The sequence below is a fragment of the Clostridium sp. Cult1 genome (assembly GCF_021655095.1).
Taxonomy (GTDB): Bacteria; Bacillota; Clostridia; order Tissierellales; family Tepidimicrobiaceae; genus Schnuerera.
Genome location: NZ_PPXW01000001.1, coordinates 2260761 through 2273151 on the forward strand (window position 1 = coordinate 2260761; position 12391 = coordinate 2273151).

Annotated in this window: 14 protein-coding genes; 13 read left to right on the top strand and 1 reads right to left on the bottom strand. The window is 33.8% G+C overall.

Translation table 11 applies throughout. The features are described 5' to 3' along the window. From C3E89_RS11260 to C3E89_RS11315, 12 genes are all read left to right on the top strand, one after another. Positions 1 to 398, top strand: a 398-nt coding sequence (locus C3E89_RS11260) for a class II fructose-bisphosphate aldolase (RefSeq protein WP_236913041.1), incomplete at its 5' end; no start/stop codon positions are given. A 75-nt stretch (positions 399 to 473) separates the two neighbouring features. After that, positions 474 to 1118: a fructose-6-phosphate aldolase gene (gene fsa / locus C3E89_RS11265; RefSeq protein WP_236913042.1), complete on the top strand. Its 645-nt coding sequence runs from the start codon at positions 474 to 476 to the stop codon at positions 1116 to 1118. Positions 1119 to 1230: 112 nt separating this feature from the next. Continuing rightward, positions 1231 to 2223, top strand: a complete 993-nt coding sequence (gene glpX, locus C3E89_RS11270; RefSeq protein ID WP_336512973.1) for a class II fructose-bisphosphatase — start codon at positions 1231 to 1233, stop codon at positions 2221 to 2223. A gap of 83 nt (positions 2224 to 2306) precedes the next feature. After that, positions 2307 to 3278 (top strand): class II fructose-bisphosphatase, encoded by a 972-nt coding sequence (gene glpX, locus C3E89_RS11275; RefSeq protein WP_236913044.1) that lies wholly within the window; start codon positions 2307 to 2309, stop codon positions 3276 to 3278. A 189-nt stretch (positions 3279 to 3467) separates the two neighbouring features. Next, on the top strand, positions 3468 to 4823 hold the full coding sequence (rho, locus tag C3E89_RS11280) for a transcription termination factor Rho (protein ID WP_236913045.1): 1356 nt from the start codon (positions 3468 to 3470) through the stop codon (positions 4821 to 4823). Positions 4824 to 4915: 92 nt separating this feature from the next. Further along, positions 4916 to 5116, top strand: coding sequence for a 50S ribosomal protein L31 (gene rpmE / locus C3E89_RS11285; RefSeq protein ID WP_005583126.1), 201 nt, complete (start codon positions 4916 to 4918; stop codon positions 5114 to 5116). A gap of 229 nt (positions 5117 to 5345) precedes the next feature. Further along, positions 5346 to 6302 (top strand): DUF1385 domain-containing protein, encoded by a 957-nt coding sequence (locus C3E89_RS11290; protein WP_236913046.1) that lies wholly within the window; start codon positions 5346 to 5348, stop codon positions 6300 to 6302. Next, entirely contained in the window at positions 6293 to 7165 is an 873-nt protein-coding gene (gene prmC / locus C3E89_RS11295) for a peptide chain release factor N(5)-glutamine methyltransferase (protein WP_236913047.1), read from the top strand. The genes C3E89_RS11290 and prmC overlap by 10 nt, the downstream gene beginning before the upstream one ends. Continuing rightward, positions 7166 to 7687, top strand: a complete 522-nt coding sequence (locus tag C3E89_RS11300; RefSeq protein WP_236913048.1) for a chromate transporter — start codon at positions 7166 to 7168, stop codon at positions 7685 to 7687. A gap of 14 nt (positions 7688 to 7701) precedes the next feature. Continuing rightward, the gene (locus C3E89_RS11305; protein ID WP_236913049.1) at positions 7702 to 8241 is read left to right on the top strand and encodes a chromate transporter; all 540 of its coding nucleotides are present in this window, start codon (positions 7702 to 7704) and stop codon (positions 8239 to 8241) included. 142 nt (positions 8242 to 8383) lie between these two features. Next, positions 8384 to 9451: a peptide chain release factor 1 gene (gene prfA / locus C3E89_RS11310; RefSeq protein ID WP_236913050.1), complete on the top strand. Its 1068-nt coding sequence runs from the start codon at positions 8384 to 8386 to the stop codon at positions 9449 to 9451. Between the two features lie 85 nt (positions 9452 to 9536). After that, positions 9537 to 11156, top strand: a complete 1620-nt coding sequence (locus C3E89_RS11315; protein ID WP_236913051.1) for a gamma-glutamyltransferase family protein — start codon at positions 9537 to 9539, stop codon at positions 11154 to 11156. A 1-nt stretch (position 11157) separates the two neighbouring features. Here the strand turns inward: C3E89_RS11315 and C3E89_RS11320 are convergent, their stop codons facing one another. Next, the gene (locus C3E89_RS11320) at positions 11158 to 11868 is read right to left on the bottom strand and encodes a ZIP family metal transporter (RefSeq protein ID WP_236913052.1); all 711 of its coding nucleotides are present in this window, start codon (positions 11866 to 11868) and stop codon (positions 11158 to 11160) included. A gap of 216 nt (positions 11869 to 12084) precedes the next feature. Here C3E89_RS11320 and C3E89_RS11325 point away from each other — a divergent pair, with 216 nt between their 5' ends. After that, complete coding sequence (locus C3E89_RS11325; protein WP_236913053.1) at positions 12085 to 12312, top strand: stalk domain-containing protein; 228 nt, start codon at positions 12085 to 12087, stop codon at positions 12310 to 12312. The last annotated feature ends 79 nt before the right edge of the window (positions 12313 to 12391 follow it).

Sequence of the window (12391 nt, forward strand, 5' to 3'; positions counted from 1 at the left end):
CTTTCACTGATCCTAATGAAGCTAAAAAATTTGTTGATGAAACTGGGGTAGATTATTTAGCAATAGCAGTAGGAACTGCCCACGGTGTATATAAGGGAGAACCAAGATTAGATTTTGATAGAATAAAAACTATAAAAGATATATTGAATATTCCTTTAGTATTACATGGATCTAGTGGTGTTCCAAAGGAAGCAATTGAAAAAGCAGTATCCCTTGGAATAAATAAGATCAACATAGATACGGATTTAAGAGTAGCATTCTCTAGTGCAATCAAAGATTTCTTAAAAGAAAATCCAGACAATATAGATCCAAGAAAAATATTAGGGCCAGCTAAAGAAGCTATGAAAGAAGTTATTAAAGAGAAAATGGAGCTATTTGGTTCTGTTGGTAGAGCTTAATCAATGGACACAATAAACTATGTACAATTGTAAAGGTCACCTGTAGTGGCCTGAAATATGAAGGGGTGAAATGCTTTGAAACTATTCATCGATACGGCTAATATAGATGAAATAAAAGAAGTTAATGAATGGGGAGTAATTTGTGGTGTTACTACTAATCCATCTTTAATAGCAAAAGAAGGTAGAGATTTTAAAGAAGTAATAAAAGAAATTACTAATATAGTAGATGGGCCTATTAGTGCAGAAGTTATTTCCTTAGAAAAAGAAGGAATGGTGAAAGAAGCTAGAGATTTAGCTAAAATACATCCTAATATTGTTATTAAAATACCTATGACCAAAGAGGGATTGAAGGCTGTAAAGATTTTATCTAAGGAAGGAATAAAGACCAATGTAACCTTAGTATTCTCTCCTAATCAAGCCTTGTTAGCAGCAAAGGCAGGGGCAACTTATGTTAGCCCTTTTATAGGTAGATTAGATGATATTGGTAATGAAGGCATGAATATTATATATGATATAGTTCAAATATTTGATATTCATGATATAGATACGGAAATAATAGCTGCAAGTATTAGGCATCCAATTCATGTAACGGAAGCTGCAAAAGCAGGAGCCCATATAGCAACTGTACCTTATAAAGTATTTTTGCAGATGTTGAACCATCCTCTAACGAATATTGGAATTGAAAGGTTTTTGAAGGATTGGGAAGGTATAAGTAATTAACATTTGACAATTTAGAATTGTTAAGGCAGGCTTTGGCCTGCTTTTTTTGTTTTATTATTCATCATTTTAGTTTATAATATAGTATAGCACAATTAACTTTAAAGGAGAGATGATAATGGATAGGGATTTAGCTTTGTCCTTAGTAAGGGTAACAGAAATTGCTGCATTAGCTTCAGGTAGATATATGGGTAGAGGTGACAAAATAGGAGCAGATCAGGCTGCAGTAGATGGAATGAGGGCAGCTTTTAACCTTGTAAATACTAAAGGACAAGTTGTAATAGGAGAAGGAGAATTAGACGAAGCCCCTATGTTATATATTGGAGAAGTAATAGGAGCAGGTATGGATGTAAAGGCAGATATAGCAGTAGACCCATTAGATGGGACTACTCTTGTAGCCAAGGGTTTACCTAATGCTATTTCTGTAATAGCTATGGCTCCTAAAGGTTGTTTGTTAAACGCACCAGATACTTATATGAAGAAGATAGCAGTAGGACCTAGAGCAGCAGGTAAAATCCATATAGATTCTTCTATTGAAGAAAATGTATATGCAGTAGCTGAGGCTTTAAATAAGGATATTTCTGATCTAACTGTAATAATTCAAGATAGGGAAAGGCATAAGAATATTATAGATGAGGTTCGTAAAATAGGTGCTAGAATAAAATTGTTTGGAGAAGGAGATGTGGCTGCAGCCATAGCTACTGCTTTTGAAGATACAGGTGTAGATATAATGATAAGTATTGGAGGTGCACCAGAAGGGGTTATTGCTGCATCTGCATTGAAATGTATGGGAGGGGATTTTCAAGGAAGGCTTTATCCAATGAGCGATAAAGAGATGGAAAGATGTAAGAAATTTGGTTTTACTGAAGAGAATTTGGGAAAGGTTCTTACGATAGATGATTTAGCTAAAGGTAATGATATCTTCTTTGCAGCTACCGGCATTTCTGATGGGGATCTTCTAAAAGGGGTAGTCTATTATGGAGATAATTTGGCTAAAACCCATTCTGTTGTCATGAGATCTAAGACGGGAACCATTAGGTTTGTAGAAGCTCGACATAGATTAGACAAGAATGATATATTAAAGGAACTGTTGAAAAAACACAGTTAAATAAATAGCACATACTATTTGACATAAAAAATATTAGTAGAATATACTATATAGAGGCTAAAAAATCATAGGGGGATTTTGCTATGGATAGAAATTTAACTTTGAATTTAGTAAGAGTAACAGAAGCTGCTGCATTACAATCTGCTAGTTATCTAGGTAGAGGTGATAAAAACAAGGCAGATGAGGCAGCTGTCAATGGTATGAGGAGGATGTTCGATACCTTAGCTATTGATGGAGTAGTAGTTATTGGCGAAGGTGAAATGGACGAAGCTCCTATGCTATATATAGGGGAACAGATAGGTAAGGCAACTAAGAATTCAATTAAAGTAGATATAGCAGTAGATCCATTAGATGGAACTACTGCTGTTGCTAAAGGGTTATCTAATGCTATATCAGTAGTAGCAGTAGCTCCTAGAGGATGTTTACTACATGCACCAGATATGTATATGAATAAGATAGCAGTAGGACCAAAAGGGGCTGGAAAGATCAATTTAGATGAAACTGTAGAAACAAATTTGAGAAACCTTTCTAAAGCGTTGAATAAGGATATTTCCGATATAACTGTAACTATGTTAGATAGACCAAGGCATAAAGAATTAATCCAAAGAGTTAGAGAAGCGGGAGCAAGAATTAAGCTTTTCCAAGATGGAGATGTAGCTGCTGCTATAGCCACTTGTTTTGAAGATTCAGGGGTAGATATTTTAATGGGCATTGGAGGGGCTCCTGAAGGGGTCCTTGCAGCTGCAGCATTAAAATGCTTAGGTGGGGAAATTCAAGGACGGCTTCATCCTATGAAGGATGAAGAAGTAGAAAGATGTAGAGAGATGGGTCTACATAATATGGATACTATTCTTACTATGGATCATCTTGTAAAGGGAAATGAAATAATATTTTCAGCTACAGGTATTTCTAATGGTGAACTACTAAAAGGTGTTGTTTACTACGAAAACAATACTGCTAAAACCTATTCAGTAGTAATGAGAGGAGAGACTGGTACTGTTAGGTTTATTGAAGCTATACATAGGTTGGATAAAAAGCCTGAATATGCAAAATAATTTGATTTGACTTATAAAAACTATAATGATATTATAATCCTAGAAATACTTATCTGTCTGACATTTCTTGAGGTCATTCCATAATTTGATTAATAGAAATTAGTTTTTGAACAATATAAAGCCGCTCTAGGAATCATAAGTTCGGACTCCCAGCGGTAGCTTTTCTTAAATTTTATGGAGGTGTAATTTTTGGATTCTAGTATATTACATGAGAAAAAGTTGGAGGATCTCCGGGTTATAGCAAAAACCCTAGGGATTAAAAGTGTTACTAAATATAGGAAGAATGAATTAATAGACATTATTTTGGATAACACAGGAAAGGAAGAAAAGGACATACCTGAAAAAAAGGCAGTTGAAGAAATAGATATTAAAGACATAGATATGGAAGAATTACCTGAGAAGGTAACTGAAGAATTAGAACAGATGGATAATATTGATGGTGCTGAGGGAATATTGGAAATCCATCAAGATGGATATGGATTTTTAAGATCAGACAATTACTTATCCGGCGATAATGATATATATGTATCCCCTTCCCAGATTAGAAGGTTTAGGCTTAGAACAGGAGACAAAGTATTTGGTATTACGAGACCTGCGAAATCGGGAGAAAAGTATAAAGCTCTTCTCTATGTAAAAAGTGTAAATGGTTTAGACCCGGAAACCTGTCTAACTAGACCAGATTTTGATAGTTTAACCCCAATATACCCAAGAAAGAGAATTGAAATGGAAACAACTCCAAACAATCTTTCGACTAGGATTATCGATTTAATAGCTCCCATTGGGAAAGGACAGAGAGGGATGATCGTCTCGCCACCAAAGGCTGGTAAAACAACTCTTCTTAAATCCGTTGCCAATGCCATTTCTAAGAATCACCCTGAAATAGAGATTATTGTACTTTTAATAGATGAAAGGCCTGAGGAAGTTACAGATATGAGAAGATCTGTAGATGGAGATGTTGTTTATTCAACTTTTGATGAGCTACCCAATCACCATACTAAGGTGGCGGAAATAGTTCTTGAAAGAGCCAAAAGGCTAGTAGAACATGGAAAGGATGTTGTAATCCTATTAGATAGCATAACTAGGCTTGCAAGGGCTTATAACCTTACTATTCCAGCAACAGGAAGGACCTTGTCTGGTGGGTTAGATCCTGGAGCATTACATAAACCTAAGAGATTTTTTGGAGCAGCTAGGAATTTAGAAGAAGGAGGCAGCTTAACCATATTAGCTACTGCATTAGTTGAAACAGGTAGTAGGATGGATGATGTTATATTCGAAGAATTTAAGGGTACAGGTAATATGGAGATACATTTAGATAGAAAGCTTTCTGAAAAGAGAATATTTCCAGCCTTAGATATTAATAAATCTGGGACTAGAAGAGAGGATTTATTATTAAGCCAAAGAGAATTAGAAACTATTTGGAGTATTAGAAAGGCCTTAGGCAATGCACCTACCCAAGATGTAACAGAGACATTAATAGAAAATTTAATGAATACTAAGTCTAATGAGGAATTTATAGAAGAGATGAGAAATAAAATCTGGTTTTAGTTGAAATATTTTTAGGATTATGCTATAATTAATAGGTCAAATTATGTGAATTAATGTATTTTATATACTGGCAATAAAGAGAGGTGAAAGTAATGAAAAAAGGAATACATCCAGAATATTATGAAGCTACAGTAAAATGTGCATGTGGAAATACATTCAAAACCGGTTCAACAAAAGAAGACTTAAGGGTAGAAATTTGTTCAGAATGTCATCCATTCTTTACAGGACGTCAAAAGTTCACAGAACGTGGTGGCCGTGTAGAAAAATTCAAGAAAAAATATGGTATGGATTAATCTCTATTTAAAACCAAATAGGTTAGTTGCCTATACAGCATCTAACCTTTATTTTTATTTAAAAGAATTTAGGCAATTGACAATTAATTAGAGTTGTCATTCTGAGGCGAAGGCATAGGCACACTTATTGAACTAAGCTAGGGAAGCCAAAGAATTTTAGACTCAGAAGCTAGACCCTAAATAGTTGTGAATTGTGGGCTGTGAATTGAAGAAAAAGGGTGTTGAGAAAATGAAGATAAAAGATGTTAATAGAGTTCCAAAGCATATGACCAGTATAGGCGGCCAAGCTTTGATTGAAGGCATATTAATGCGGGGGCCAAAGGATTTGGCGATTGCGGTAAGAAAGCCAAATAATGAAATAATATTGAAGAAAGAGAAATTAAATACTCTAGGTATGAGATATAAATTTTTCAGACTTCCTTTGATAAGAGGCCTGGTAGGATTAGTAGAATCTATGGCCTTTGGAATTAGGGCTTTAATGTATTCAGCTGATTTTTATGAAGATGGTATAGAGAAAGATGGAAATAAAGAAACCTTTTTAGATAGGATTTTTAAGGAAAAAAGTGAAGAAGCTGAAATAGTATTTACTCTAATGATATCTCTAGTATTTACCATTTTACTTTTCATATTATTACCTAGTCTTATAACTAACTTTTTCAAAAAAGGGATAGAAAATCCTATCCTATTAAACTTAATAGAAGGTTTGGTTCGTATTATGCTATTTCTCACATATGTAACAGTAGTCTCTAAAATGGAAGATATAGGTAGGGTATTTGAATATCACGGTGCAGAGCATAAGACTATCCATTGTTATGAAAATGGAGATCCATTAACTGTGGAAAATGTAAAGAAATATCCTATACTACATCCAAGATGTGGAACGAGTTTTTTATTCATGGTTATGATTGTAAGTATTTTGGTTTTATCTTTCTTCGGTTGGCCTAATCCGTTACAAAGAGTTTTAATAAGGTTATTGATGCTTCCCATAATAGCAGGAATTTCTTATGAAATAAATCGGGTTATTGGTAAGAGTAATTCAGCTATTGCCTATTATCTATCCTATCCAGGACTGTTAATACAGAGAATGGCTACAGTTAAGGAGCCAGATGAAGCTCAAATAGAAGTGGCTATAGAGGCATTAAAGGCAGTCCTTACAGATAAAAAGGAAGAAGACCTATGGAAATAAATCAATTATTACAAAGAGGAGTAGATCTGATAAAGGATAGGCCCTATACAAATCCCATATTAGAATCTACTCTTTTATTAAGTGAATTATTAAATGTGGATAAAATCTACATTTATACCCATGGGAGAGATAAAGTATCAGAGCCTATTGTAGACAAATTCTTAGAATTGATGGGAAAAAGGGCTCAAGGCTATCCTATCCAATATATTCTTAATAAGAAGGAATTTATGGGTTTGGATTTTTATATAGAGGAAGGGGTTTTAATTCCTCGACCGGATACAGAAATCCTTGTAGAATATGTCTTAGAATATATAGATAATAAATATAGGGATGAATCTATAAATATTTTGGATTTAGGCATAGGCAGTGGTGCTATAGCTTTGAGCATTGCTTATCACAGAAGAAATGCCAATATATATGGAGTAGATTTTCAGGATATTCCATTAAAGGTAGCTAAAATAAATATGGAAAGATTCAAACTTGAAAATGTAAACTTATATAAAGGAGATTTGTTTCAAGCTTTAGAAGGCCTAAATCTAAAGTTTCATATAATAGCTTCCAATCCTCCTTATATACCTAAGGAAGATATAGATACCCTTCAAGAAGAGGTTAAGGATTATGAACCAAGGGAAGCATTAGATGGAGGAGAGGATGGCCTAAAATTTTATAGGAAGATAATCCCTAAAAGCAAAGAATACTTAACGGAAAAGGGATTGTTGATTTTTGAAATTGGTTATGACCAAAGTAAATTGGTTATGAATATGATGATAGATGAAGGATTTACAAATATAAAAGTGCTTAAAGATTTACAAGGATTAGATAGAGTAGTATTAGGAATACTGGATAAAGAGGGGTTAGAATAGATGAATCTCTTAATAAAATTATTTTTCTCATTCTTTAAAATAGGTGCTTTCAGTTTTGGAGGAGGATATGCTATGCTTCCTCTAATAAAGGAAGAAGTAATTGAAGTCCATAATTGGCTAACTAATGCAGAGTTTATAGATATTTTAGCAGTGTCTGAAATGACTCCTGGACCTATTGCTATAAATACTGCTACTTTTCTAGGATATAGAGTATGTGGTATATTAGGTTCTATTGTAGCTACCATAGCAGTAGTATTACCTTCTTTCATAATTATGAGTATTATATTCCATTTTGTAAACAAATTTAAAGATTCACCCTATACGGATTGGTTTTTTGTAGGTATTAGACCAATAGTCCTAGGGTTAATTGCTTCTGCATCTATTTCAGTAGCTATGGATGCTTTTATTGATATTAAATCTGTGCTCATAAGTATAGGGGTATTTTATATGGTTTCCTTTAAAAAACTTAATCCAATATATGCTATTATATTGGCAGGAATAACTGGGGCAATACTATATTAAGGTAGGTGGAATATATGCTTTTTGATATGTTTAAAACATTTTTTAAAGTAGGTGCCTTTACTATTGGCGGAGGCTATGCAATGATACCTATAATCCAAAAAGAAATAGTGGATAATAAAAGATGGGTAGAAGAAGATGAGTTTTTAGATACAATTGCTATATCCCAGGGTTCACCTGGACCTATTGCAGTTAATGTAAGTATATTTGTTGGATATAAGTTAAAAGGATTTAAAGGAGCCTTAGCTTGCGCTTTAGGAACTATATTGCCATCTTTTTTAATTATTCTTTTAATTGCTACTGTGTTTTTCCAATATAGAAATAACCCTATTATTGAAAAGGTATTTTTAGGGATAAGGCCAGCAGTAGTGGCATTAATAGTATCTGCTGTATACCGATTGGCTAAACAATCCAAATTTGGCTATAAAAAAATATCTATTTCGGTAATAACTGCTTTGATTATAATCGTTTTAAGTATTAGCCCTATATATTTAATATTAGCAGGCGGGATGGGTTCCATATTATTTTATAAAAATAAACAGACTAGAGAAAAATAATACTTTATTGTTTGCCATATATATGCTATTCTATCTAATGGATTGGATTTTTTAATATCTATCATGGTATAATATATATGAACTATTAATTGGATTATAAAAATTTTATCTATATTTGATGACATTGGAAAGGAGGTATAATATGTTAGAAAAGTTATCCTTTATAGAAAATAAATATAAAGAGTTAAGTATGAAGATAATAGATCCTGAAATCATAAATAATATTGAAGAATGGCAAAGACTAGTTAAAGAGCATGCAGATATAGAACCTATTGTAAATAAATACAAGGAGTATACTAAGGCTCAGAAGACTTTAGAAGAAGATAAGGAAATGCTCAAGGAAAAATTAGATGATGAAATGAAAGACTTATTAAAAGAAGAAATAGCAGAATATGAAGAAACTATTGAAAAACTGGAAGAAGAATTGAGGATACTCCTTATTCCAAAGGATCCTAATGACCACAAAAATGTAATTGTTGAAATAAGAGCAGGAGCTGGAGGAGACGAAGCAGGATTATTTGCAGGAGATTTATTTAGAATGTATAGTATGTATGCAGAAAGACAGGGTTGGAAGACAGAGTTAATGAGTTCTAATGAACAAGGAGTTGGAGGATTTAAGGAAGTTATATTTATGATAAAAGGTAAAGGCGCTTATAGTAGATTAAAATACGAATCAGGAGTTCATAGAGTTCAGAGAGTACCTACAACTGAATCTAGTGGTAGAATCCATACTTCTACAGCTACTGTTGCCGTATTACCAGAAGCAGAGGATATTGACATTGAAATAAACCAAAATGATATAAGAGTGGATGTATATCGTTCCTCTGGAAATGGTGGTCAAAGCGTTAACACTACCGACTCTGCTGTAAGAATTACCCATATTCCAACAGGAATGGTAGTAGCATGTCAAGATGAAAAATCTCAGCTGAAAAATAAGGAAAAAGCAATGAAGATACTAAAAACCAGATTATACGATCAGATGATGAGAGAGCAACATAATGAAATAGCTGAAGAAAGACGTTCACAGGTAGGTACAGGAGATAGATCTGAAAGAATAAGAACTTACAATTTCCCTCAAGGAAGGATTACAGATCATAGAATCAATATGACTCTATATAAATTGGAAAACTTCTTGGATGGAGATATTGATGAAATGATAGATGGTCTAATAACCTCAGATCAAGCAGAAAAATTAAAACAAGTAGGCTAAGAGAAAACTCGGATAGAAAATTCTATCCGAGTTTTCTATGCTATAATATATGGAGAATGAATATGGCAAAAAGGGGAATGAATATATGAAATTTGAATTCGACCCGTTAGTTTACCATTATCCATCTAGAAGGAATGTGGTCTATGGTAGGAAGGGTATGGTTGTTACTGGCAACCCATTGGCTGCAAATGCTGGGTTAGAAATATTAAAAAAAGGTGGAAATGCAGTTGATGCAGCTATAGCCACTGCAGCAGCTTTAACGGTAGTAGAGCCTACTGCTAATGGAATAGGTGGGGATGCCTTTGCATTAGTTTGGTCAAAGGGAAAACTTCATGGTCTTAATGCTAGTGGGCCTTCTCCTAAAAAGATAAGTGTAGATGCTTTAAAAGGGAGGGGACTAGACAAAATTCCCACAACAGGAGTAGTACCAGTGAATGTACCAGGAGCCCCTGCAGCTTGGGCTGAGTTATGGAAGAAATTTGGGTCAGAGCTGGAGTTTGAGGAATTATTGAGACCTGCTATTTCTTATGCAAAGGAAGGTTATATTATTCAACCTGGTGTAGGTAGTGTATGGGAAAAATCCTTCCATAAATATTCAAAAGCATTAAGAGAAGATAAGTCTATTCTAGGATGGTTTGATACTTTTGCACCAGAAGGCAAATCGATGAAAGCTGGAGATCTGCTACGTTTAGAGAATCACGGAAATACATTAGAAGAAATAGGATATACAGTTTCTGAGAGCATATACAGAGGAGAACTGGCAGAAAAAATTGCTAAATTTTTTAAAGAAAATGATGGATTTTTAGAGTTATCCGATTTAGAAGAATATTATCCAGAGTGGGTAGAGCCAATTTCTACAAATTACAAAGGATTTGAAGTTTGTGAAATTCCTCCTAATGGACATGGAATTACTGTTTTAATGGTATTAAATATTTTGACACAATTAGAACTTGAAGATATGAACTCTTTTAATAGTACCCATTATCAAATGGAAGCTCTTAAATTGGCTTTTACAGATGTGCAAAAATATGTAGCAGATCCAAAGTATATGGAGGTTTCCATAGATGAGTTACTCTCTATGGATTATGCAAAGAATAGAGCTAGTTTGATTAAGGATAAAGCCATAATGCCTAAAGCTGGAAAGCCGACACAAAGCGGGACTGTATATTTAGCAACTGCAGATCAATATGGAAACATGGTCTCTTATATACAAAGTAATTATATGGGATTTGGTTCTGGAATAGTTATTCCAAATACAGGGATAGCAATGTATAACAGAGGTTGTAATTTTAATTTAGATCCAGGTTCAGGGAATTGTTTAGCAGGAGGAAAAAAATCCTATCATACAATAATACCAGGATTTTTAATGAAGGATGGAAAGCCGGTAGGTCCCTTTGGAGTAATGGGAGGATTTATGCAACCTCAAGGGCATTTACAGGTTTTAATCAACACTATAGACTATAAATTGAATCCACAGGATGCATTAGATAGGCCTAGATGGCAGTGGATTGGAGATAAAACCATAGAGATTGAACAATCCTTTGACAATAATTTAGCTTTACAATTGGCAAGGGCAGGCCACGATATAGTAGTGAAAGCTGATAGTACGGATTTTGGCAGGGGTGAAATAATCTGGAGAGATGATAATGGAATTCTATGCGGAGCCTGCGAACCTAGAACAGATGGATATGTAGCTGTTTGGTAGGTTAGAAATATAGTACAATTCCAATTACAAATCCAATTATGATACCTATAGATGAAGCCCTCCCTTTGTGGAGGGTTTTAGCACTAGGAATGATTTCATCACTAATAATATATAACATAGTGCCTCCAGCAAAAGATAGACATAGAGAGATAAATATGTTTGAAACCATTCCCATATAGGCACCAATAAATGCACCTATTCCCGTAGGAATTCCCGTTAATATAGTGTAGAATATAATTTTTAAAGGGGATTTTTTGTTGACCTTTAAAGGTATGGCCATAGATAACCCTTCAGGTATATTATGTAGCAACATAGCTAAAGATAGTACTGGCCCTAAATTGGACATAGTTAGAAAACTAGAACCTAAAGCCAAACCTTCGGGGAAATTATGTACTGCTATGCTAATACCTAAAAGTAAACTACTCTTCATAAGAGGGTTTTTTACTATATCTTCTATGTGGTTTTCAACAAATACAACTAATAATATTCCTAATATAATGCCTATAATAGAAATATATAAGCCCCCTAGAATAAAGGACTCAGGTAAAAGGTGGAAGGTGACAATAAATAACATAAATCCACCAGTTAACCCTAATAGGAAAGATAAAGTTCTATCCGTATTTCTAATGAATAAAGAAGCCAACCCACCAATGCCTGTGCCTACCACACCCACTACAAAACCATAGATTGTTATTATCCACAATTCTTTCATACTCTCACCCTTTCTATATAATTAATATTCTAAGGGAGAGATAATAAGAACAGAAATTTATTAAAGGAACATATGTATTGGTATATCATATAGAGTATGGCGATTTATACATTATATAAAGGATTAATATAATTAAAAACAATTATTAAAAAGTGAAATTATATGTTATTATAAAATTATTAGGTAATATATCAAAAAATAATGGAGGTAATTAATATGAAAAAGGAGTTAAAAGGTTTTGTAGTTGGAGTAGTAGTAACGGTCATACTAATGAGTACTGTTGTATTTGCTGGAGGAATGAAACAAAAGATTGAGGTAATGCTTAATTCAGTAAATATAGCTGTAAACGGAAAGCCTGTTAATGCAGATAATATTCTCTATAAAGGGACAACCTATGTACCTATAAGGGATGTTGCTGAAATGTTAGGTAAAAAAGTAGGATGAGATCAGAGGACTAATACAGCTAGTATTGATGACATTAAACCAGGTGAAGAATCTAGTATTGGTGATACTAAACCAAGTG

Bases quoted from the DNA above. Each gene is read 5' to 3' on its own strand.
- rpmE (WP_005583126.1), top strand. From the start codon at position 4,916: ATGAAAAAAGGAATACATCCAGAATATTATGAAGCTACAGTAAAATGT.
- C3E89_RS11325 (WP_236913053.1), top strand. From the start codon at position 12,085: ATGAAAAAGGAGTTAAAAGGTTTTGTAGTTGGAGTAGTAGTAACGGTC.
- C3E89_RS11300 (WP_236913048.1), top strand. From the start codon at position 7,166: ATGAATCTCTTAATAAAATTATTTTTCTCATTCTTTAAAATAGGTGCT.
- C3E89_RS11315 (WP_236913051.1), top strand. From the start codon at position 9,537: ATGAAATTTGAATTCGACCCGTTAGTTTACCATTATCCATCTAGAAGG.
- C3E89_RS11290 (WP_236913046.1), top strand. From the start codon at position 5,346: ATGAAGATAAAAGATGTTAATAGAGTTCCAAAGCATATGACCAGTATA.
- glpX (WP_236913044.1), top strand. From the start codon at position 2,307: ATGGATAGAAATTTAACTTTGAATTTAGTAAGAGTAACAGAAGCTGCT.
- C3E89_RS11320 (WP_236913052.1), bottom strand. From the start codon at position 11,868: ATGAAAGAATTGTGGATAATAACAATCTATGGTTTTGTAGTGGGTGTG.
- prmC (WP_236913047.1), top strand. From the start codon at position 6,293: ATGGAAATAAATCAATTATTACAAAGAGGAGTAGATCTGATAAAGGAT.
- C3E89_RS11305 (WP_236913049.1), top strand. From the start codon at position 7,702: ATGCTTTTTGATATGTTTAAAACATTTTTTAAAGTAGGTGCCTTTACT.
- prfA (WP_236913050.1), top strand. From the start codon at position 8,384: ATGTTAGAAAAGTTATCCTTTATAGAAAATAAATATAAAGAGTTAAGT.